Source organism: Actinomadura rifamycini DSM 43936 (assembly GCF_000425065.1).
Classification (GTDB): domain Bacteria; phylum Actinomycetota; class Actinomycetes; order Streptosporangiales; family Streptosporangiaceae; genus Spirillospora; species Spirillospora rifamycini.
On the sequence record NZ_KE384300.1, the window covers coordinates 277,823 to 297,685 of the forward strand.

General features: G+C 72.8%; 23 protein-coding genes and 1 tRNA gene. 18 read left to right on the forward strand and 6 right to left on the reverse strand.

Annotated elements, in window-relative coordinates:
- Positions 1 to 4 precede the first annotated feature (4 nt).
- Together rpoD and H505_RS0134670 are read left to right on the forward strand one after the other, a co-directional pair.
- Complete coding sequence (gene rpoD, locus H505_RS0134665; protein WP_026405608.1) at positions 5 to 1,150, forward strand: RNA polymerase sigma factor RpoD; 1,146 nt, start codon at positions 5 to 7, stop codon at positions 1,148 to 1,150.
- 150 nt (positions 1,151 to 1,300) lie between these two features.
- Positions 1,301 to 1,768 (forward strand): YbjQ family protein, encoded by a 468-nt coding sequence (locus H505_RS0134670; protein ID WP_026405609.1) that lies wholly within the window; start codon positions 1,301 to 1,303, stop codon positions 1,766 to 1,768.
- A gap of 15 nt (positions 1,769 to 1,783) precedes the next feature.
- On the opposite strand, the gene H505_RS0134675 is transcribed toward H505_RS0134670, so the two are convergent.
- On the reverse strand, positions 1,784 to 3,025 hold the full coding sequence (locus H505_RS0134675) for a hypothetical protein (protein ID WP_026405610.1): 1,242 nt from the start codon (positions 3,023 to 3,025) through the stop codon (positions 1,784 to 1,786).
- Between the two features lie 163 nt (positions 3,026 to 3,188).
- On the opposite strand from H505_RS0134675, the gene H505_RS0134680 reads away from it, so the two are divergent.
- The 11 genes from H505_RS0134680 (at position 3,189) to H505_RS0134725 (ending at position 12,771) form a co-directional block, all read left to right on the forward strand.
- Positions 3,189 to 3,764: a TerD family protein gene (locus H505_RS0134680; protein ID WP_026405611.1), complete on the forward strand. Its 576-nt coding sequence runs from the start codon at positions 3,189 to 3,191 to the stop codon at positions 3,762 to 3,764.
- 57 nt (positions 3,765 to 3,821) lie between these two features.
- Positions 3,822 to 4,400 carry a TerD family protein gene (locus H505_RS0134685; RefSeq protein WP_026405612.1) on the forward strand — a complete coding sequence of 193 codons (579 nt, stop codon included), beginning with the start codon at positions 3,822 to 3,824 and terminating at the stop codon, positions 4,398 to 4,400.
- Positions 4,401 to 4,496: 96 nt separating this feature from the next.
- Entirely contained in the window at positions 4,497 to 5,612 is a 1,116-nt protein-coding gene (locus H505_RS0134690; protein WP_026405613.1) for a DUF475 domain-containing protein, read from the forward strand.
- A 116-nt stretch (positions 5,613 to 5,728) separates the two neighbouring features.
- Positions 5,729 to 6,307, forward strand: a complete 579-nt coding sequence (locus H505_RS0134695; protein ID WP_026405614.1) for a TerD family protein — start codon at positions 5,729 to 5,731, stop codon at positions 6,305 to 6,307.
- An 88-nt stretch (positions 6,308 to 6,395) separates the two neighbouring features.
- Positions 6,396 to 7,553, forward strand: coding sequence for an HpcH/HpaI aldolase/citrate lyase family protein (locus tag H505_RS0134700; RefSeq protein WP_026405615.1), 1,158 nt, complete (start codon positions 6,396 to 6,398; stop codon positions 7,551 to 7,553).
- Between the two features lie 26 nt (positions 7,554 to 7,579).
- A complete protein-coding gene (locus H505_RS50825; protein ID WP_169528904.1) occupies positions 7,580 to 8,602 on the forward strand; it encodes a phosphoribosyltransferase domain-containing protein in 1,023 nt (340 codons plus the stop codon).
- On the forward strand, positions 8,509 to 8,934 hold the full coding sequence (locus H505_RS52200; protein WP_245592726.1) for a TRSP domain-containing protein: 426 nt from the start codon (positions 8,509 to 8,511) through the stop codon (positions 8,932 to 8,934). The genes H505_RS50825 and H505_RS52200 overlap by 94 nt, the downstream gene beginning before the upstream one ends.
- Positions 8,931 to 10,043, forward strand: a complete 1,113-nt coding sequence (locus H505_RS50835) for a cysteine protease StiP family protein (protein WP_026405616.1) — start codon at positions 8,931 to 8,933, stop codon at positions 10,041 to 10,043. The genes H505_RS52200 and H505_RS50835 overlap by 4 nt, the downstream gene beginning before the upstream one ends.
- On the forward strand, positions 10,040 to 10,846 hold the full coding sequence (locus tag H505_RS0134715; protein ID WP_026405617.1) for an HAD family hydrolase: 807 nt from the start codon (positions 10,040 to 10,042) through the stop codon (positions 10,844 to 10,846). Before H505_RS50835 ends, H505_RS0134715 begins: the two co-directional genes overlap by 4 nt.
- A gap of 108 nt (positions 10,847 to 10,954) precedes the next feature.
- The gene (locus H505_RS0134720; protein ID WP_026405618.1) at positions 10,955 to 12,262 is read left to right on the forward strand and encodes an MGH1-like glycoside hydrolase domain-containing protein; all 1,308 of its coding nucleotides are present in this window, start codon (positions 10,955 to 10,957) and stop codon (positions 12,260 to 12,262) included.
- Between the two features lie 17 nt (positions 12,263 to 12,279).
- Positions 12,280 to 12,771, forward strand: coding sequence for a hypothetical protein (locus tag H505_RS0134725; protein WP_026405619.1), 492 nt, complete (start codon positions 12,280 to 12,282; stop codon positions 12,769 to 12,771).
- A 9-nt stretch (positions 12,772 to 12,780) separates the two neighbouring features.
- On the opposite strand, the gene H505_RS46365 is transcribed toward H505_RS0134725, so the two are convergent.
- Positions 12,781 to 13,050: a YtxH domain-containing protein gene (locus tag H505_RS46365; RefSeq protein WP_034521293.1), complete on the reverse strand. Its 270-nt coding sequence runs from the start codon at positions 13,048 to 13,050 to the stop codon at positions 12,781 to 12,783.
- A gap of 148 nt (positions 13,051 to 13,198) precedes the next feature.
- Here H505_RS46365 and H505_RS0134735 point away from each other — a divergent pair.
- Positions 13,199 to 13,271: transfer RNA gene (locus H505_RS0134735), tRNA-Asn, on the forward strand.
- A gap of 179 nt (positions 13,272 to 13,450) precedes the next feature.
- On the opposite strand, the gene H505_RS0134740 is transcribed toward H505_RS0134735, so the two are convergent.
- Complete coding sequence (locus H505_RS0134740) at positions 13,451 to 14,284, reverse strand: class I SAM-dependent methyltransferase (RefSeq protein WP_034521296.1); 834 nt, start codon at positions 14,282 to 14,284, stop codon at positions 13,451 to 13,453.
- 39 nt (positions 14,285 to 14,323) lie between these two features.
- On the opposite strand from H505_RS0134740, the gene H505_RS0134745 reads away from it, so the two are divergent.
- Positions 14,324 to 14,743 (forward strand): helix-turn-helix domain-containing protein, encoded by a 420-nt coding sequence (locus H505_RS0134745; protein ID WP_026405621.1) that lies wholly within the window; start codon positions 14,324 to 14,326, stop codon positions 14,741 to 14,743.
- Positions 14,744 to 14,880: 137 nt separating this feature from the next.
- Here H505_RS0134745 and H505_RS48355 read toward each other — a convergent pair whose 3' ends face one another.
- On the reverse strand, positions 14,881 to 15,276 hold the full coding sequence (locus H505_RS48355) for an ATP-binding protein (protein WP_051301502.1): 396 nt from the start codon (positions 15,274 to 15,276) through the stop codon (positions 14,881 to 14,883).
- A gap of 117 nt (positions 15,277 to 15,393) precedes the next feature.
- Here H505_RS48355 and H505_RS48360 point away from each other — a divergent pair, with 117 nt between their 5' ends.
- From H505_RS48360 to H505_RS0134765, 3 genes are all read left to right on the forward strand, one after another.
- Entirely contained in the window at positions 15,394 to 16,251 is an 858-nt protein-coding gene (locus H505_RS48360; RefSeq protein WP_051301503.1) for a Scr1 family TA system antitoxin-like transcriptional regulator, read from the forward strand.
- Positions 16,252 to 16,261: 10 nt separating this feature from the next.
- On the forward strand, positions 16,262 to 16,375 hold the full coding sequence (locus H505_RS52660; protein WP_341849583.1) for a DUF397 domain-containing protein: 114 nt from the start codon (positions 16,262 to 16,264) through the stop codon (positions 16,373 to 16,375).
- A 275-nt stretch (positions 16,376 to 16,650) separates the two neighbouring features.
- Entirely contained in the window at positions 16,651 to 17,889 is a 1,239-nt protein-coding gene (locus H505_RS0134765) for an outer membrane protein assembly factor BamB family protein (protein ID WP_026405622.1), read from the forward strand.
- 30 nt (positions 17,890 to 17,919) lie between these two features.
- Here the strand turns inward: H505_RS0134765 and H505_RS0134770 are convergent, their stop codons facing one another.
- Together H505_RS0134770 and H505_RS0134775 are read right to left on the reverse strand one after the other, a co-directional pair.
- Positions 17,920 to 18,744: a siderophore-interacting protein gene (locus H505_RS0134770; RefSeq protein WP_026405623.1), complete on the reverse strand. Its 825-nt coding sequence runs from the start codon at positions 18,742 to 18,744 to the stop codon at positions 17,920 to 17,922.
- A gap of 11 nt (positions 18,745 to 18,755) precedes the next feature.
- Positions 18,756 to 19,775: an ABC transporter substrate-binding protein gene (locus tag H505_RS0134775; RefSeq protein ID WP_026405624.1), complete on the reverse strand. Its 1,020-nt coding sequence runs from the start codon at positions 19,773 to 19,775 to the stop codon at positions 18,756 to 18,758.
- Positions 19,776 to 19,863: the final 88 nt, after the last annotated feature.

Below are 19,863 nucleotides of genomic sequence, written 5' to 3' on the forward strand. Positions count from 1 at the left end.
TTCGGTGCTGCCTAGCGAGGCGCCATCGGTTGATCAGGTGGCGGACCTCGTCGCACGTGGTAGAGAGCGCGGCGGTGTGACCGTCGCGGACGTCGCTGCCGCGCTCGACCGCTCGGACTTGCCGGACGACTCGCTGGAGCGGGTGGTCCGGATGCTCGCGGAGCAGGGGGTGGACGTCCTCGAACCCCAGCAGGAGAACGAGGACGTCGCGCGGGTTGATGAGGGAGACCTCGGCAAGCGGGCGCCGACGAGCGACCTGGTCCGGATCTATCTGAGAGAAATCGGTCGCGTACCGCTGCTCACGGCAGAAGATGAAGTAGAACTCGCGAAGTCGATCGAGGCGGGACTGTTCGCGGAGGAGAAGGCGGCGCGCGCCGCCGTCCTCGACCGCGGCGAACGGATCGACCTCGACCTGCTCGCCCGCGAGGGCAGACGGGCGAAGCAACGCCTGATCGAGGCCAACCTGCGGCTGGTGGTCTCGATCGCCAAACGCTACGTCGGCCGGGGAATGCTGTTCCTCGACCTGATCCAGGAGGGAAATCTCGGACTCATCCGGGCGGTCGAGAAATTCGACTACACGAAGGGGTTCAAGTTCTCCACCTACGCCACGTGGTGGATCCGCCAGGCGATCACCCGGGCCATCGCCGACCAGGCCCGGACGATCCGGATCCCGGTGCACATGGTGGAGACGATCAACAAGCTCGTCCGCGTGCAGCGCCAGCTCCACCAGGACCTCGGGCGGGAGCCGACGCCCGAGGAGATCGGCCTGGAGATGGGGCTGTCCCCGGTCCGGGTCGTGGAGATCCAGCGGATCTCCCAGGAGCCGGTGTCGCTGCAGTCGCCGATCGGCGAGGAGGACTCCGACCTCGGCGACTTCATCGAGGACGCGGACGCCGTCGTCCCGATCGAGGCCGCGGCGTTCATCCTGCTGCAGGACCAGCTCGAGGACATCCTCGGCACGCTGTCGGAACGGGAGCAGCGCATCATCCAGCTGCGCTTCGGCCTGACCGACGGCCACCCCCGCACGCTGGAGGAGGTCGGCCGGGAGTTCGGCGTCACCCGCGAGCGGATCCGCCAGATCGAGTCGAAGACGCTGGCGAAGCTGCGGCACCCGTCCCGCGCGCAGATGCTGCGGGAGTACCTCGAGTGAATCCCGGCCCCGGGCGGGCGGGCACCGGGCCGGCGCGCGCCCGGCGCGCCCGCCCGCGCCGGGGACGCGGCGGGATCCGGCCACCGGAAACGGCGGCCGGGCGGGGACGAACGTCGCGTTTCGTCCGTCCCGTCGATTACCGTTGAGGCCATGCTGATCGTGACCACTGACGGCCTGGCGGGCTTCGAGATCCGCAGCGTGCTCGGCGACGTCCTGGGCACGGCCGTCCAAGCCGACCGGGGCGCGGCGCCGCAGCCCGGGCCCGCCGGCAGCAGCTCCACCTTCCGGGTGACCGGGGAGCGGCCGGCCGCCGGGCTGGCCGCGGCCCGCCGCGAGGCGGTGGACCGGCTCGGCGAGGAGGCCCGCCGCAGGGGCGCCAACTCGGTCGTCGGCATGCGCTTCGACACCGCCCCGATCGGCGGCGGCGCGTACGAGGTCTGCGCCTACGGCACCGCCGTGTGGGCCGAGCCCGCCGCGCAGCCCCGCGACCAGGCGCCGCCCCCGCCGCAGCACGCGCAGCAGCACGGGCAGGTCCCGCCGTACAAGGACGCCGGCCCCGGCGGCCCGCCGATGGCCGCGCGGAACCTGACGATGGGCCTGCACGACCGTCCGCGCTGACCCCGGCCCGCCCGGTCACCCCCGGGCGGCGCGCTCCTCGCGGATTCGGGTGACGACGTCGCCCGCCGCCGTCTTGATCGACTCGAGTTCCCGCAGGTACGCCCAGTAGTCGGGGTGCGTCCCGGTGAGCCGCTCGGGCGCCCGCTCCAGGCGCTCCACGAGCCCGTCCAGGACGCGCGCGTGGTGCGGCGCCGCGCCGCCCGGCTGCGCGACGGCGAGGCGCTGCGCGTCCCGCACGGCGAACCGGACGCCCTCGACGGGCGCGCCCGGGTCGGCGGCGACCTCCGCGAGGCTCTCGACCCGCCCGGTCACCTGGCCCGCGCGGCGGTCGGCGGCGTTCAGCTCGGTGCGGGCGGCGGTCAGCGCCCGCTGCGCCTGCTTCCACTCGCCGCGGGCGGCGTGCTCGGCGGCCTCGTCCAGCCGCTCCCGGGCGCGCTCCACCCCCGCCTCGATCGCCTCGGGCGCGCCGCGCAGGTCCTGCCAGCACGCCTGCGAGTAGCGGCGCAGCATCGTCCGCATCGCCCCCCGGACCGTCTCGACCCGGTTCGCGACGACGTCCACCCGCGTCTTGACCGAGTTCAGCGAGTTGCGGACCTTCTCGCCCTGCTTCGGCAGCTCGGCCGCGGCCTCCCGCGCCCGCTCGGCGGCCTCCCGGACCTCCTCGGCCCGGCGCAGCGCGCCGTCCAGCCCGAGCCCGCCGAGGCCGCGGGACGACAGGACGCCGAGGGACTCGCGGGCCCGGTCGAGCTCGGCCGCCGGGTCGGAGGCGTCCATCCCGGCCTCCCGCGCCGCCGCCACCGCGGCCTCGGCGGCGGCCACCGCGTCCCGCGCGGCCGCCAGCTTCGGCGGGAGCAGGTCGAGGGCCGACTCCAGCCGCGCCATCTGGGGGGAGAGCCGCTCGGCGAACCCGTTCAGGTCGCGGGCGGCCTTCCGCAGCCGCTCCTCGCAGCCGGCGAACGCGCGCCGCGCGGCGTCGTACTGCGCCGGCGACCGGTCCTGGTCGCCCACGTCGTGCGCGTCGACGACGGAGATGTAGGCGTGGGCGGCGGAGTCCGCGGCCTCCGACAGGCGCGCGAACTCGCGGCGCGCCGGCTCGGCCGCGCGGGCGTCCAGATCCTCGAAGACGGTGACGCGGCCGTCGATGAACTTCTGCGCCTGGTCCATATCGTAGAAGGCGGTCGCCGCCGCCTCCTTCGCCTCGATCGCCGCCGCCGCCTCCTGCGCCCCCCGGCCTCGCCTGCGCTGGTCGCCCCGCAACGCCGCCTCCCTTCGTCCACTGCCCAGTGTCGCGCAGCGGACCGCCTCTCCGGTAATGCCGGCGGCCGGATGGGAACGGATAGCATCGCTGCTACGTCGATATACCTGGACGCCCGTACGAACAGTGGTGCGTCCGGTGACGACAGCGATCTTGGAGGAACCTGTGGGCGTCAGTCTCAGCAAGGGCGGCAACGTCTCGCTCACCAAGCAGGCGCCGGGGCTGACGGCGGTGACCGTCGGCCTGGGCTGGGACCTGCGCACCACCACCGGGACCGACTTCGACCTCGACGCGTCCGCGCTCGTGCTGGACGCGTCCGGCAAGATCATCACCGACCGGCACTTCGTGTTCTTCAACAACCTCCGAACGCCGGACGGCGCGGTGGAGCACAGCGGCGACAACACGACCGGCGCCGGGGAGGGCGACGACGAGCGGCTGAACGTCAACTTCGGCGCGATGCCGGGCACCGCCGAGCGGGTCGCGTTCGCCGTGTCGATCTACGACGGGGACTCCCGCGGCCAGAACTTCGGGCAGGTCCGCAACGCCTACATCCGCGTGCTGAACCAGGCCGACGGCACCGAGCTGGCCCGCTACGACCTCTCGGAGGACGCGTCCATGGAGACGGCGATGGTCTTCGGCGAGCTGTACCGCGCGGGGACCGACTGGAAGTTCCGCGCCGTGGGCCAGGGCTACGCGTCCGGCCTCGCCGGGATCGCGTCGGACTTCGGGGTCAACATCTGACCGCTCGCTCGAGCGTCGCAGGAACCGATCAGTCTGCACGGAAGGGGTGGCCCGAACATGGGTGTCTCACTCGCCAAGGGCGGCAACGTCTCGCTGACGAAGGCCGCGCCCAATCTCACGGCGGTCGCCGTCGGCCTCGGCTGGGACGTCCGGGCCACCACCGGCGCCGACTTCGACCTGGACGCGTCCGCGCTGATGCTCGGCGCGTCCGGGAAGGTGCTGTCCGACCAGCACTTCGTGTTCTTCAACAACCTGACGAGCCCGGACGGCTCGGTCGAGCACACCGGCGACAACCTGACCGGTGAGGGCGAGGGCGACGACGAGGTCGTCAACGTCGACCTCACCGGGGTGCCCGCCGAGTGCGAGCGGATCGTGTTCCCCGTGTCGATCTACGACGGGAACTCCCGCGGCCAGAACTTCGGGCAGGTCCGCAACGCTTTCATCCGGATCGTCAACCGGGCCGACGACGCCGAGCTGGCGCGCTTCGACCTGACCGAGGACGCCTCGACCGAGACCGCGATGGTGTTCGGAGAGCTGTACCGTCACAACGGTGAGTGGAAGTTCAGGGCCGTCGGCCAGGGGTACGCCTCGGGCCTGGCGGGCATCGCCATGGACTTCGGCGTCAACGTCGGCTGACCGGAACCGGCCGACCGCGACGCGGGCCGGCCGCCGGCCGCCCCCGCGAGCCGGGCGAGACCCCGTCCGGACCAACTGACTAGCAGAAATACGCGCATGATTCTTCGCACCTTCGGGTGGTCCTTCGGCGTCACGGCCGCGGGCCTCGTGGCCGCCTTCTTCTACGGCGGGCCCACGGGGCTCGCGCTCGTCGCGGTCCTGGCCGTCCTCGAGATCTCCCTGTCGTTCGACAACGCCGTCGTTAACGCCAAGGTGCTCGACCGGATGAGCCCCTTCTGGCAGAAGATCTTCCTGACGATCGGCATCGCCATCGCGGTGTTCGGCATGCGGCTGGTGTTCCCGCTCGTCATCGTGGGGATCACCGCCCGGCTCGGGCCGATCGAGGCGTTCGACCTGGCGTTGAACGACTCCGACCGGTACCACCACCTGATGGAGCAGGCGTACCCGACCATCGCGGCGTTCGGCGGCATGTTCCTGATGATGCTGTTCCTGAACTTCGTGTTCGAGGAGCGCGACATCCACTGGCTGGTGTGGCTGGAGAAGCCGCTCGGCGTCATGGGCCGGCTGGACCAGCTCCCCGTCGTCATCGCCGGCGGCGCCCTCGTGCTGGTCGCCTCGATCTGGGCCGGCGATCCCGGCGAGGTCATGATCGCCGGGGTGCTCGGCATGGTGACCTACATCCTCGTCAACGGGCTCGGCGAGCTGTTCTCCGAGGCGAGCGACCTGGACCTCGACGAGGACGACGAAGGCCCCGAGGACGAGGTCACCATCCGGCGCGGGCCGAGCGACCTCGCCAAGGCCACCGGCAAGGCCGGCTTCTTCCTGTTCCTCTACCTGGAGGTGCTGGACGCCTCGTTCAGCTTCGACGGCGTCATCGGCGCGTTCGCGATCAGCACCGACCCGATCGTCATCGCGCTCGGCCTCGGCATCGGCGCCATGTACATCCGGTCGCTCACGGTGTTCCTCGTCCGCAAGGGCACCCTGCACACCTACGTGTACCTGGAGCACGGCGCCCACTGGGCGATCGGCGCGCTCGCCGTCTGCATGCTCATCGGCATCGGCGGCCACGTCCCCGAGTGGATCACCGGCGGGCTCGGCGCGGGCCTGATCATCGCCGCGTTCGTCAGCTCGGTGCTGCGCAACCGGGGGTCCGACGACGGCGCGGCCGGCGCCTCCGGCGAGGACAAGGAACTCCACGCCGGAAAGGTCTGACCCCGGGCTCCCGGCCCCGCCGCGCGCCCCCGACCCCTCGACCCTCCCCGCCACCCACCCCGCCCCCCGTCCGACGACCCACGCGAATCCCGCATCGATCACCGAAGGAGCCGACGATGTCGATCTCGCTGCAGAAGGGGCAGAAGGTCTCGCTGGCCAAGCCCGGGGGCGGCAGCCTCACCCGAGTCCGGATGGGCCTGGGCTGGGACGCCGTCGCGAAGAAGGGCCTGTTCGGCAAGAGCCGCGCCCAGTCCATCGACCTGGACGCGTCGTGCCTGCTGTTCGACGCCGCCGGGAACCTCGCCGACCAGGTGTGGTTCCGCCAGTTGCGGAGCAAGGACGGGGCCGTGCAGCACACCGGCGACAACCTGACCGGGGAGGGCGAGGGCGACGACGAGGTCATCAACGTCGACCTGCAGCGCGTCCCCGACAACGTCCAGCAGCTCGTCTTCACCGTGAACTCGTTCACCGGCCAGGACTTCTCGCAGATCGCGAACGCGTTCTGCCGGCTGGTGGACGAGAGCACCGGGCAGGAGATCGCCCGGTACGAGCTGAGCGAGGGCGGCCGGCACAACGCGCAGATCATGGCGAAGGTGTCCCGGGACGGGAGCGGCTGGTCGATGACGGCGATCGGCGCGACCGCGACCGGGCGGACCTTCCAGCACCTGCTGCCCGCCGTGTCGGCGCACCTGTGAACGACCCGAACCGGCGGCCGTGACGGGCATGCACCACCCCGGCACGGAACGCCCCGCCCCACCGGACGCGTGCGCGCGGCGGCCGGCGATGCGGCATTTCGACCATGTCGACGCCGCCCGCCGCAAGCACCTGTTCTACCGGCACCCGCGGCCGTTCACCCGGCACGACGACCCCGCGGTGCTGGCCGTCGCGCTCGGCGCGACGCTCTACGCCCCGGCCACCCGCCCGACCCTCGCCGACGACATGGTGAAGGCCGCGCGACGCGGGGTGAAGAGCATGGTCGTGTGCCTGGAGGACGCGATCGCCGACTTCGACGTCGCCCGGGGCGAGGCCAACCTGATCGACGCGTTCGCGGGCCTGCACGCGCGCGGCGCCGCGGCGCCGCTGCTGTTCGTCCGCGTCCGCGACCCCCGGCAGATCGGGGACCTGATCGACCGGCTCGGCGACGCCGCCGAGCTGGTCACCGGGTTCGTGCTGCCGAAGTTCGCCCCGTCCACCGGTGGAGCGTTCCTGGACGCCGTCGCCGACACCGCGGCCCGGACGGGCCTGCGGCTGCTGGCGATGCCGGTCATCGAGAGCCCCGAGACGGTGTACGCCGAGACGCGCGCCGCGATCCTGGACGACATCGCGCGGCTGCTCGCCAAGCACCGCGACCGGGTCCTCGCGGTCCGGATCGGCGCCACCGACATGTCCGCCGCGTACGGGCTGCGCCGCCCCCCGGACCTCACCATCTACGACATCCGGCCCGTCGCGGGCGTGATCAGCGACGTCGTCAACGTCCTCGGCCGCGCCGACGGCACCGGGTTCGTGATCACCGGGCCGGTCTGGGAGTACTTCGCCGCGGGCGAGCGGATGTTCAAGCCGCAGCTGCGCCGCACCCCGTTCGACGAGCAGCGGGCCGCGCCGCTGCGGCAGCGGCTCATCACCTCCGACCTGGACGGGCTGATCCGCGAGGTGCACCTCGACAAGGCGAACGGCCTCACCGGCAAGACGGTGATCCACCCGAGCCACGTCGCGGCCGTCCACGCGCTGTCGGTCGTCACGCACGAGGAGTACTGCGACGCCGCCGACATCCTCGGCGTCGCCGGGGGCGGGGCGATGGCGAGCGCCTACGCCAACAAGATGAACGAGGCCAAGCCGCACCGGGCGTGGGCGGAGCGGCTGATGCTGCGCGCCCGGGTGTTCGGCGTCGCGGCCGAGGACGTCACGTTCGTCGAGCTGCTCGAAGCGGCCGACGTGCCGTGACGCGGAACGCAGGGAGGCGACCCGGGATGACGTGGGCCGGTACGTGGGTCGCGGAACGGCTCGGCGTGCGGCTGTCCGACGGCGCGCGCCCGGTCGGCGTCGGGCTGTCCGACCTCGTCGGGCTCGCGGTCCGCCGGAACCCGCGCCGCGCGCACCTGCTGGTGTCGGCGGTGCTGGGCAAGCACGTCCCCACCGACCCGCGCCTGGTGTACGGGGCGGGCCTGCTGCTGGGCGATCTCGTGCGCGCGCGCCTGCACGATGTGGACGTGCCGTCCCGTGCGGGTGCGTTCCTCCCGGACGCCTTGGGCGGCGCACCGGGAGCGGCGGCCGCGCTACGGGACGTCCTGTGCGAGCCCCGGGAACCGCTGGACGCGATCGTGCTCGGCTACGCGGAGACGGCGACCGCCTTGGGGCACTCCGTGGCGGACGCCCTGGGCGGCGCCTACTACCTGCACTCCACGCGCCGTCCGGTCCCCGGATTCACCGCGTACGGCGGATTCGAGGAGGAGCACAGCCACGCCACGAGCCACCTCCTGCTCCCCGCCGACCCCGCCGACCTCGACCGCGACGTCCCGGTCGTCCTCGTGGACGACGAACTGTCGACCGGACGCACCGTCCTGAACACGATCGAGGCGCTGCACGCCGTCCGCCCCCGCCGCCGCTACGTCGTGGCCGCCCTCGTCGACCTGCGGGACGACGCCGACCGGGCCCGCACGGCCGCGCTCGCCGCCCGCCTGGGCGCCCGCATCGACGCCGTCGCGCTCGCCGGGGGGCGCGTCGAGCTGCCCGACGGCATCCTGGAGGCGGGGCAGGCGCTCGCGGCGGGCCTCGCCGGACCCGCGGCGGCCCCGCCGGCCCCCGCCGCCGCGTTCCCCGTGACGCGGGTGCGGCTCGCCTGCCCGACGGCGGCCGCCACGGTTTCCTGCCCCGGCACCGCGCGCGCCTGGAGAAGGACCTGCCGCGCATGGCCGACGCCATCGCGGACGGGCTCGCGGGCGGGCCCGGCGACGGCTTCTCCCGCGTGCTCGTCCTCGGCTTCGAGGAGCTGATGTACGCGCCGCTGCGCCTCGCCGAGGCGCTCGCGGACGCCCTGCCGGACGCGGACGTCCGGTACTCGACGACGACGCGCTCGCCCGTCCTCGCCGTGGACGACCCCGGGTACGCCATCCGAACCCGCCTCGCGTTCCCCGCGCACGACGACCCCGCCGACGGGCCGGGGGAGCGGTACGCCTACAACGTGTCGCCGAGGTTCGACCGCATCGTGCTGGCGGTGGACGACGCGGGCGACACCGGCGCCCTCGCCGGCGGCCTCCTGCCCCGGCTGCGCGCGCTCGCCCCGGTGACGGTCGCCGCCGTCCCGTCCCGCGGGAGGGAAGCGTGAAGCCGCTGCACGGCCCGGACTTCGGCAGCTACCCCGCCGCGGACGTCGCGTGGCTGCTCAAGGACCTCTCCCACGCGGAGCTGGAGGCGCCCACCGAGGAGCGCGAGGCCGCGATCCAGGCGGGCCGCGCCCACTACGCGGAGTCGCTGCCCGTCGAGTACCAGCCCGGCCCCGAGTACCGGCGGCTGTTCCACGAGGCGCTGGACGCCTCCGCCGAGCGCCTCGCCTACGCGACCGGCCTCGTCACCGAACTGGTCCTCGCCGAGCGCGGCCCGGACGCCGTCCTCGTCTCGCTCGCCCGCGCCGGGACCCCCGTCGGGATCCTGATGCGGCACTGGGCGCGGTTCGCGCACGGCCTCGACCTGCCGCACTACGCGATCAGCATCGTCCGCGCCCGGGGCATCGACACCGTCGCCCTCCGGTACCTCGCCGACCGCCACGACCCGTCCGCGGTGATGTTCGTCGACGGCTGGACGGGCAAGGGCGCGATCACCCGGGAACTCACCGCGGCGCTCCGCGGGACCGGGTTCCGCCCCGACCTCGCCGTCCTGGCCGACCCCGGGCGCTGCACGCCGCTGCACGGCACCCGCGACGACTTCCTCATCCCGTCCGCCTGCCTGAACTCGACGGTGTCCGGCCTGGTCAGCCGGACCGTCCTGAACGCCGACCTGATCGGGCCCGGCGACTTCCACGGCGCCAAGTTCTACGCCGGTCTCGCCGCCGACGACGTCTCCGCGCTGTTCCTCGACACCGTCCGCGCCCGCTTCGACGACGTCGCCGAGCGCGTCGCGAAGGACCTGCCCGGCCTCCGCGCCGCCGACCGGGCGCCCGACTGGTCCGGCTGGGAGGCCGTCCGGCGCTGGGCGCGCGCGCAGGGCACCGACGACCTCAACCTCGTGAAACCGGGGATCGGGGAGACGACGCGCGTGCTGCTGCGGCGCGTCCCCTGGAAGATCATGATCCGGTCCGACGCGGGCCCGGAAGTGCGGCACATCCGGCTCCTCGCCCGCGAACGGGGCGTCCCCGTCGAGGAGGCCGCACCGGACGCGTTCCCGTACGCCTGCATGGGCTTCATCCACCCCAAGTTCGGCAAGGGGGCCGTTCAGTGACCGTCCTGGTGTGCTCCGACCTGGACCGCACGCTCATCTACTCGCAGGCCGCGTTCGCCCTGGACGGCCCGGACGAGGCGATGCCGCGCCTCCTGTGCGTCGAGTTCTACCAGGGGAAGCCGCTCTCCTACATGACGGAGTCCGCGGCCCGCACCGTGGAGGCGCTCGCCGCCGCCGCGGTGTTCGTCCCCGCCACGACGCGCACGCCCGAGCAGTGCCGCCGCGTCCGCCTCCTCGAGAAGCCGCCGGCGTACGCGATCTGCGCGAACGGCGGGCACCTCCTCGTGGACGGCGCCGACGACGCCGACTGGTCCGCGCTCGTCCGGTCGCGGCTGTCCGCCGGGTGCGCGCCGCTCGCCGAGGTGCGGGCGCACCTCGCCGGCGTCTCGGGCGACTTCGTGCTCAAGCGCCGCACCGCCTCCGACCTGTTCGCCTACGCCGTCGTCGACCGCGCCGCGCTCCCCGCCGGCTGGGTGGACGACCTCGCCGGCTGGTGCGCCGACCGCGGCTGGCGCACGTCCCTGCAGGGCCGCAAGGTGTACTGCCTGCCGGCCGGCCTCACCAAGGCCGCCGCCGCCGCGGAGGTGGCCCGCCGCACCGGCGCCGCCACCGTGCTCGCCGCCGGCGACTCCCTCCTCGACGCCGAACTCCTCGACGCCGCCGACGCCGCCGTCCGTCCCGCCCACGGCGAACTGCACGCCGCCGGCCGGACGTCCCCGAACACGAGCGTCACGGCGTCCGCGGGCGTCCTCGCGGGGCAGGAGATCGCGGAATGGCTCCTGTCGCGCGCCGCCGCGCCGTGAAAAATCACGGGCCTTCCCCGTTAACCGTGGAGAACCGACCTTCGCGGGGGTCTCGTCGCGGAACCGATATGGCGTCACAATCGTCAGTGAGGAGGGCCGCACGGACACATGAGCTCCCGGCTGACCGGAGACGAGACGGCGCTGTGGCAGGCCGCGGCGTGCGTGCTGGACGCCAACTGGACCGGCGCCGCGACCGCCGCGTCGCCCGGCCTGTACCCGCACCAGTGGAGCTGGGACTCGGCGTTCGCCGCCCTCGGCCTCGCCCGGCACCGCCCCGACCGCGCCCGCCGCGAGCTGCTGTCGCTGTTCCGCGGCCAGTGGGCCGACGGGATGCTCCCGCACATCGTGTTCAACCCCGACCTCGACCGGCGCGCGTTCTTCCCCGGCCCCGAGCTGTGGTGCAGCGACCGGCAGCCCGCCGCGCCCCGCGGCGTCCGCACGTCCGGCATCACCCAGCCGCCGCTGCACGCCCTCGTCGCCCTGCGCCTGCACCGGGCCGCGCCCGACGCCGCGTTCGCCGCCCGCATCTACCCGATGCTCGCCGCCCAGCACCGCTACCTCGCCCAGGTGCGCGACCTGGAGTCGAGCGGCCTCATCGCGATCTGCCACCCGTGGGAGTCCGGCCTCGACAACAGCCCCGCCTGGGACCGTCCGCTCGGCGCCCTCGAACTGCCGCCGGACGCCTTCGCGCCGGCCCGCGGCCCCCGCGCGCTCCCCACCGGCGAGGACTACGACCGGTACGTCCGGCTCGTCACCCTGCTCCGCGACACCGCCTACAGCCCCGGCCACATCCGGGAGGCGCACCCGTTCGCCGTCGAGGACCCGCTCGTCAACGCCGCCTACCTCGCGTCCACGCACGCGCTCGCCGAACTCGCCGAGATCGCCGGCGCCGACCCCGCACCCCACCGGGAACGCGCCGCGCGCGTCCACCGGGCCCTCATCGACCGCCTCTGGGACCCCGACACCGGCTGCTTCCGCGCCCGCGACCTGCGCGGCGGGCGGCTGCTGCCCACCGTGACGATCACCGCGTTCGGGCCCCTGCTCGACCCCGAACTGCCCGCCCCGATCGTCCGGTCCCTCGTCGACCTGCTGCTGTCCGCCCGCTTCGCCGGGGCCGCCGGGTACCCCGTCCCCACGTGCGACATCCAGTCGCCGGCGTTCGACCGCACCGGCTACTGGCGCGGGCCCACCTGGATCAGCACCAACTGGCTGCTCTGGTACGGCGCGCTCGTCCACGGGCTCCCCGTCGTCGCCGACCTCCTCTACGGCTCCACGCTCCGGCTCGTCCGGCAGTCGGGCTTCCGCGAGTTCTTCGACCCCTTCGACGGCTCCGGCCGCGGCGGCCACGACCACTCGTGGTCGGCCGCGCTCGTCCTCGACCTCCTCGGCGCCCGCCGGGCCCCGCGCGCCGCCTGATCGCCTACATTCGGGGCATGCGCCTTCTCCGGGGCTCCCTGCCCGCCGACCTCCGCGCCGCGCTCGACCTGGAGCGGGGCGAGCGCGTCCTCGCCCACGCCCCCACCCGCGGCGGCTCGCACGTCGCCGCGACGACGACGGCCCTGCACCTGCCGACCCCCGAGGGCGGGTTCGCCCGCATCCCCTACGAGCGCGTCGACACCGCCGCGTGGAAGGACGGCTGGCTGCACGTCACCGAGACCTCCCGCGCCGCGCACCACGTGCGGCTCACCGAGCCCGGGTCCGTCCCGGAGACGATCCGCGAGCGCGTCACCGCGACCGTCGCCGTCAGCCACCGGGCCGAGCTGCCGGGCGGCGGCGGGGTCCGCATCGCCGGGCGGCGCCCGGCCACCGGCGGCGACGTGCGCTGGACGTTCGTGTTCGACGCGGGCCTCGACCCGGACGACCCGGGCCTGCGCGCCCGCGCCGAGCAGATCCTCGAGGACCTGCGGCGCCAGACGGGCCTGTAGCCGGGCCCCTCAGCCGGGATGGACGGTCGGGCGCTCCTGGTGCTCGGCCTGCTCCGGCACCTGCCCCTTCGCGCCGCGCATGTTCCCGGCCTTGCTCTTCGCGGCCCCGGCGAACTCCTCGCCCTTGGCCCGCAGCATGCCGGTGGCCTCCTGCACGTTCGGGTTCTCCTGCAACTGCCGCGTGAACCGCTTGAGCTGCTCGTAGCGCTCCTGACCGGCCTTCGTCCCGAGGACGTAGCCGATCGCGGCGCCCGCGATGAACGTCATGCGGTGCTTCATGGTGGTTCCAACCCCCGGGTAAGAGCGGATGATGCCGGAGCCCATACCCACGATCGCCGCCGCCACCCATGACACGTGCGCGAACCACCCCCGAGATGCGCTAACCTAGACGCGCCGAGGGGGACCGAAACCCCGACGCACGCAACGATCCCGCGTAGCTCAATCGGCAGAGCAGCCGGCTGTTAACCGGCAGGTTATTGGTTCGAGTCCAATCGCGGGAGCCGAGGCGGCCACGCCTGCTCGCCGAACCCTTCGGGTTTCGGCTTCGCCGGGGGCCCGCAGTGCTTGCCCGGGGGGCGACCCCCCGGAACCCCCCGATTCTGTCGGGGGGTTTTTCGTTCGGGGCCTGGGGGCTCGGAAGGGTGCCCCGCCCGGTCTTCTGGACGGGGCCTCACGCTTCTCAGGACGCCCGCGCGCCGATCATCCACAGGGCCGCGGTGAACCGGACCTCGCCGCCGTGCACGTACGGGTCGAACGCAGCCCGCACCGTCCCGACGACCTCCTCGCGCGCCGCCTCGGGCACCTCGTCCATCACCAGACCCAGCGGCCCGAACCGCGTGATGTACGTGACGAGGTCGTTCTCGGGCATGACGCACTCCACGTCGACCGGCCGGATGTCGACGCCGCCCCAGCCGCCGCCCTCCAGGATGCCGCGGACCCTGCCCGCGTCGGCGAACGCGAACTGCCCGGGGGCGTCCGGCTTCCGCTCCGGGATGTCCGGCACCAGCGGCGCCGCCGCGCGCTCGGCCGTCGTCATGAACGGGTTCTCCTCCTCTCCGCGCCACACCACGAGCCGCAGCGCGCCCCCGTCCCGCGTGGCCCGCCGCAGGTTCGCGAACGCCCGCACCGGGTCGCCGAAGAACATGACGCCGAAGCGCGACATCACCGTGTCGAACGACCCCGGCTCGAACGCGTGGTCCTCCGCGTCGGCGCGGACGAACCGCGCCGCGACGCCCGCCCGCTCGGCGCGGGCCCGCGCCGCCTCGACCATCGGCTCCGAGATGTCGATCCCCGTGCAGTCCGACCGCCGCGCCACCGCCACGGTCGTCGCGCCCGTCCCGCACCCGACGTCGAGCACCCGGCCCCCGGCCGGAACCGCCTCGACGAGCAGTTCCTCCATGGGCTTCAAGATCCCGTCCATCAGGTCCTGGGTCTCGACCCACGCCTGCCCCGCGCTCTTGTTCCAGTGCGACGCCTCTTCCGCCACGTCCGCCTCCTTGACTTCGCGATCCATGCCCGACACTCTGCTACTTGAAGTCGACTTGAGGTCAAGATGGATCTGGACATCGCCGAGGTGTCACGGCGCGCCGGCGTCCCCGCCTCGACCCTGCGGTACTACGAAACCAGAGGGCTGATCGCCTCGACCGGACGGCGGGGCCTGCGCCGCCAGTTCGACCCCGGCGTGCTGGAACGGCTCGCCCTCATCGCCCTCGGCCGCGCCGCGGGCTTCTCCCTGGACGAGATCGCCCGCATGTTCGGCCCCGACGGGCGCCCCGACATCGACCGCGAGATGCTCGCCGGAAAGGCGGACGAACTCGACCGGAAGATCGCCGAACTCGCCGTCCTGCGCGACTCCCTGCGCCACGCCGCCGCCTGCCCCGCGCCCCGCCACACCGAGTGCCCCACCTTCCGCGGCATCCTGCACGACGCCCTGCCCGGCGACATCCCCGCGAGACAGGGCCTCGACGCATAGCCACAGGAACCTCGCGGAGGAGTACCGCTCGACCCCGCCCGTCGCATCACCCCGCTCCGCGAGGTCGAACGCCTCGTGCATCCGCCCGATCGCCTCCCGTCGCAGGTAGCGGACGAGGAGGAAACGGACGGGACCGGTCAGCCGTCGCACTTCGCCCAGACCGCCTTCGCACCCCCGTTCAGCTCCCGGACGCCCCACGCCCGCGTCAGCGCGGACACCAGCGGCAGCCCGCGCCCCGACATCGCGGCGTGGTTCTCCGGCCGCACCACCGGACGTCCCGTCCCGGCGTCCCAGACGTCGATGACGACGAGCCCGTCCCGCTCGTCCCGGAACACCCGGACCACGATCGGGCCCGCGCCGTGCCGCAGCGCGTTCGTGACGAGCTCGCAGACGACGAGCCGCCCCGTGAAGTCGTCGGGTATCCCCAACTCCCGGAACACCCCGGACACGAACCGCCGAGCCGCCCCCGGCGCCCGCTCGTCCGCCTCCAGCACCAACGTGGGCACCTCCGGCGCGACCGCCGTGCCTGACATACGCGTGACCTCCGTGTCGGAGAATGTGTGAACCACGACACAGAGTCACGCAACGCGCTTACGCTGGGGTGTGTACCGAGCGCACTCGCAACAACACGAGACGTGTGGAGAACGCCCGTGGCGACCAACCCTCCCCCCGACCCCAAGCGCAGCATGTGGGACTTTATTGCCTTCTACCTGCGCTTCTGCCGTAACAAGCGCGGTCTCTCCGGCGAGGCCGTCGGCCGCGTCATCAAGACGAGCAAGGCGACCGTTTCCCGCATCGAGAACGGCGTGGACCGCCTCGACGGGCAACGAGCCGCCCTCCTGGACAAGGAATGGAACACAGGCGGCGTCTTCTCGCTCCTGGTCTGGTACGCCAGCATCGGCCACGATCCTGAGTGGCTTGCCCAACTGAAGACCTTCGAACAGCGAGCGCGCATGATTCGGATCTTCGAACCGATGCTGATCACTGGCCTGCTCCAAACGGAGGACTACGCGCGCGCCCTCCTCCACGGGGGCGGCGTGGCGGATCCGGAACCGTCCGTCGCGGAGCGGATGGAGCGGCGCGAGGTTCTTGATCGCGCGTTCGTCCTGCTGATCCTCAGTGAAGTCGCCTTGCGGTGGCCTGTCGGCTCCCCCGAGATCATGCGGGCGCAACTCGCCCATCTTCTGGAGATGGCGGACCGGCCCAACATCACCGTGCACGTCATCCCGCAATCCTTCGAGACGGGCGCCTTCCCGGGGCTTGACGGCGGTTTGAAACTCGTCACCGGGAACGACTTCGGCGAAGTTGCCTACACGGAGTCGCTCGGCGGTGGTCGTCTTATATCGTCACCAGTGGATGTGGCCGAGTACGGGATCATATATGCGCGGATAAGTGCAAAGGCATTGCCAGAGCATCGATCCAGAGACTTGATCAAGCAGGCGATGGAGGCATTCGGTGTCGGTGACATGGCGCAAGAGCAGTCACAGCGGGACCCAGGCCGGGAGTGATTGCGTCGAGGTGGCAGGGCTCGTTGACGGCATCGGCGTTCGGGATTCCAAGGCGCCGGAGGCGGGGCATCTGACGTTGGGGCGGGAGACCTTCCGGACGTTGCTGGCCGCGTTGAAGCGTTGACGCTCGAATCTGTGCGCCGGGTTGGGGTGATCGTCGGGTGACGATCGGGGAACTGCCGGATCCGCGTGCGGTGCTCGTGGAGACCGACTGGGACGCGCTGGACAGCGCCTCTTCCGAGCGGGGGCCGGACCATCCGTGGGCTGAAGGTGCGCGGGTGCGCCGTGTTGTCGGAGGCGGGTGGGAGCGTGGGGGGACGGCGATTCGCGGGGGTGGGGACGTCGGCGGCTGAAAGCGCCGAGGATGTGGGGCATCTCGCGGCCAATAAGGTGCTCGGAATGAGCACGCTCTTCGGAAACGCCCGCCGTACCGGTGAATACGCCGGTGCGGGCATCACCGTGACTCCGGGGACGGCCTGGTCGTTCGAGAACGACGCGGAGCTGACCGGTTCCCCCGCGTGGGACAGGGACCTCGTGGTGGTTCTCGACGTGGACGGCGGCGTGCACGGGCTGGACGCCGGGACCGGGGAAAGGCGGTGGTCCCACCGCAACGGTTCGGGGCCCGCGACGGTGTCCGGTTCGGTCGTCATCACGCCCACCGGAGTCCTGCACGTCCATGAGGAAGAGATCATCGAGCTCGATCGCCGTACCGGCGGGGTGACCCGGGTGTGGGCGCAGCGCGGCGAGCACATCAGCGCCCTCGACGGCGTCCTTTTCGTCGACGGCGCGCACGCGGTCGATCTGGTCACCGGTGCTTCCCTCTGGCGGGCCCGGCGGGAGGTCCTTCTCGCGCCTCCGGCGGTCCACGACGGCGTCCTCGTCGTCGCGGACGGCTTCGAGGGCCACCGTTCCCACGGTGGGGTCCACGCCTTCCGGTACGGGACGGGCGAGCCGCTCTGGTCGATCGAGGACCGGCAGAACGCCGAATGCGTCGCGCCCGCCCGGGACACCGGTGACGTCACGGGCGACTGGGACATTCCCGGCCTGACGCATCCCGTGATCGCCGGCGGCCGCGTGTGGTTCACCCGGCTGCGACGCCACGAGGACGGCGCCGACCCTCACCCTCAGCCCTGGGACGCCGCGGAGTTCATCGGCTGCGACCTGCGGACCGGAGCCCTGGACTTGTCCTGGGCCCCCACCCCCGGACGGCACCATCTGGGGCCGCTGAAGGCCCCGGCGTGCACGAACGGCTTGCTCCTGTGCGTCACGGTGTCGGCGACGTTCGGAGCCGACGGCGCGCATCTCGAGGCCCCGCCCGACGAGACGTCGCTGACCGCGCTGGACGCCCGGACGGCCGAGCCGGTCTGGCGCGGTGCGCTTCCGGGCGTCCCGGTCGGATCACCGGTCATCGCGGGCGGAATCGTCCATGTCATCACCGAGGACGGCACGATCGTCGCGCTGGAGGCGGCGACCGGGCAGACCCGATGGACGTTCGCGTGCGGCGAGCCGGCGGGCGTCGCGCTGGACGAAGACACGTTCATGGACGAGGAGGAGCCCGCGCGCCTCATCCCCGGAGACGGTTCCCTGCTGGCGCAGACCGGGGCGGTCGTGCGTCTCCTGCGCCGACCGCCCGGGTGACGGGGGCGCGGGGCGATCCGCGCCCCATGATCACTCCTCGGTGTGCGGGCTGCCGCCGGCGACGACCTCGGCGAGCAGGTCCTCCTCGCTGGCGCCGCGCCGCCAGTAGCCGCAGAACGTCACCGACCGGCGGTCGATGCCGCGCTCGTTCACGAGGTGGCGGCGCAGCGACTTGACGACCGACGACTCCCCGGCGAGCCACGCGTAGGCGCCGTCCGGGACGTCGGCGGCGCGGACGGCCTCCAGCAGGTCGGGCACCCAGGCGATCGTGGCGTCGGCCTTGGTGGGCAGGTCCTGGCGGTCGTCGTCGTGCGGGACGTGGACGAACACCTGCGCGGGGGTGCCGGCGGGCAGCCACGCGAGGTTCCCGGCGACGGCGGGGAGCGCGGTGATGTCGCCGGCGATGACGACGGGCGCGCCCTCGGGCGGGCGGAAGTCGTAGCCGCCGTTGTCGGGGCCGGTCGGGCCGAGGACGGCGATGCGGGCGCCGGGCCCGGCGGCCGCGGCCCAGTTCGCGGCGGGCCCGGAGCCGCCGTCGAGGTGCAGGGCGAAGTCGATGTCGAGTTCGCCGGGGCGCTGGTCCCGCACGGTGTAGGAGCGCATGATGCCGCGCTCGTCCGGGTCCATGGCGCGCCAGTCCTCGAACCAGGTCTCGGCCGTCCAGTTCTCCGGCATGACGGGGGCGTCCTGGTGCGGGTGCGGGAAGAACAGCTTGATGCGCTGGTCGCGCCCGGCGGACACGAAGCCGTCCAGTCCGGAGCCGCCCAGGGTGACGCGGACCATGGACGGGCCGAGCCGCTCGGAGCGCACCACGTGCAGGTCGAACAGGCCGTAGGGGTGCGTGGGAGTGGTCATGGCGGAGCCTTTCAGCCGGTCTTCTTCGCGGACTCGATGGCCTTGGCCAGGTTCTCGAGGATCGGAGCGCACCCGAGGTAGGAGAAGCGGGGCTCGGCCTCCCACGGGTGGACCTGGCCGGCCTTGACGGCGGGCAGGTCCTTCCAGGACGCCTTGTCGCCGAGGTCCTTCGGCTGGAGGGCCTGGGTGCGGCTGTCGAGGAGGATGACGTCGGCGGCGTAGCGGTCGGCGTTCTCCCAGCTCAGCTCTTCGAAGTAGCCGTTGGCGCCGGGCTTTTCGGGGGTGATGAGCTCGACGCCGAGCTCCTTGAAGTAGATGAGGTCGCAGTTCTTGTCGGGGCTGGACGCGTAGAACAGGTCGGGGCTCGCGGACGCGGCGAGCACCCGGACGCCCGGGTTGGCCTTGACCGCGGCGCGCACCGACTCGGCGGCCTTGTCGAACCGGGCCTTCGCCTCGGTGACCTTGGCGGCGCCGAGGTCGGCGCCGAGCGCGGCGGCGAGGTCGGCCATCCGCTGCAGCGGCTTGGTGAGCGAGACGGCACCGGTGGAGATGGCGACGCTCGGGGCCAGCGCGTAGATCTTGTCGGCGCTCTCGACCGGGACGTAGAACAGCTCGCCGTCGACGAACATGTTGTCGACGAGGAGTTCCGGGCGTAGCGCGGCGTACTTCTCGATGTTGAATTCGCCGAACGCGTTGCCGATGATCTCCAGGCGGTCCACCGGGAGCTCGCCGGCCTGCGGGTCGGGGGAGCCGTCCTGGAGCTTCGTAGGGCCGAACACCCCGACGAGCTGCTCGTCGACGCCGAAGTCGTAGAGGGCGGCGGCCGTCCCGACGTAGCCGACGACGCGCTTCGGGCGCGCCTTCAGGTCGACCTTCTCGCCGCGGTCGTCGGTGAAGGACCAGGCGCCCCCGCCGGAGGACACGCTTCCGCCGTCGCCGCCGCAGGCCGCAAGGACGGCGCCGAGCGCGGCGGCGCCGCTCGCGCCGAGGAAACCGCGGCGGGTGAACTGACGAGCAGAAAAATCAGACATTTCGGACGTAACTCTCAATCAAATAAGATGGTTGTATTGCGCCCCCGATGGTCGCTTAGGTTAACCTAACCTAAGCCGTTGTCCATAG

Excerpts from the sequence above, each read along its gene's own strand:
- H505_RS0134670 (WP_026405609.1), top strand. The coding sequence starts at position 1,301 with ATGCTGATCGTGACCACTGACGGCCTGGCGGGCTTCGAGATCCGCAGC.
- H505_RS0134685 (WP_026405612.1), top strand. The coding sequence starts at position 3,822 with ATGGGTGTCTCACTCGCCAAGGGCGGCAACGTCTCGCTGACGAAGGCC.
- H505_RS0134690 (WP_026405613.1), top strand. The coding sequence starts at position 4,497 with ATGATTCTTCGCACCTTCGGGTGGTCCTTCGGCGTCACGGCCGCGGGC.
- H505_RS0134695 (WP_026405614.1), top strand. The coding sequence starts at position 5,729 with ATGTCGATCTCGCTGCAGAAGGGGCAGAAGGTCTCGCTGGCCAAGCCC.
- H505_RS0134700 (WP_026405615.1), top strand. The coding sequence starts at position 6,396 with ATGCGGCATTTCGACCATGTCGACGCCGCCCGCCGCAAGCACCTGTTC.
- H505_RS50825 (WP_169528904.1), top strand. The coding sequence starts at position 7,580 with ATGACGTGGGCCGGTACGTGGGTCGCGGAACGGCTCGGCGTGCGGCTG.
- H505_RS0134720 (WP_026405618.1), top strand. The coding sequence starts at position 10,955 with ATGAGCTCCCGGCTGACCGGAGACGAGACGGCGCTGTGGCAGGCCGCG.
- H505_RS0134725 (WP_026405619.1), top strand. The coding sequence starts at position 12,280 with ATGCGCCTTCTCCGGGGCTCCCTGCCCGCCGACCTCCGCGCCGCGCTC.
- H505_RS46365 (WP_034521293.1), bottom strand. The coding sequence starts at position 13,050 with ATGAAGCACCGCATGACGTTCATCGCGGGCGCCGCGATCGGCTACGTC.
- H505_RS0134740 (WP_034521296.1), bottom strand. The coding sequence starts at position 14,284 with ATGGATCGCGAAGTCAAGGAGGCGGACGTGGCGGAAGAGGCGTCGCAC.
- H505_RS0134745 (WP_026405621.1), top strand. The coding sequence starts at position 14,324 with ATGGATCTGGACATCGCCGAGGTGTCACGGCGCGCCGGCGTCCCCGCC.
- H505_RS48355 (WP_051301502.1), bottom strand. The coding sequence starts at position 15,276 with ATGTCAGGCACGGCGGTCGCGCCGGAGGTGCCCACGTTGGTGCTGGAG.
- H505_RS0134765 (WP_026405622.1), top strand. The coding sequence starts at position 16,651 with ATGAGCACGCTCTTCGGAAACGCCCGCCGTACCGGTGAATACGCCGGT.
- H505_RS0134770 (WP_026405623.1), bottom strand. The coding sequence starts at position 18,744 with ATGACCACTCCCACGCACCCCTACGGCCTGTTCGACCTGCACGTGGTG.
- H505_RS0134775 (WP_026405624.1), bottom strand. The coding sequence starts at position 19,775 with ATGTCTGATTTTTCTGCTCGTCAGTTCACCCGCCGCGGTTTCCTCGGC.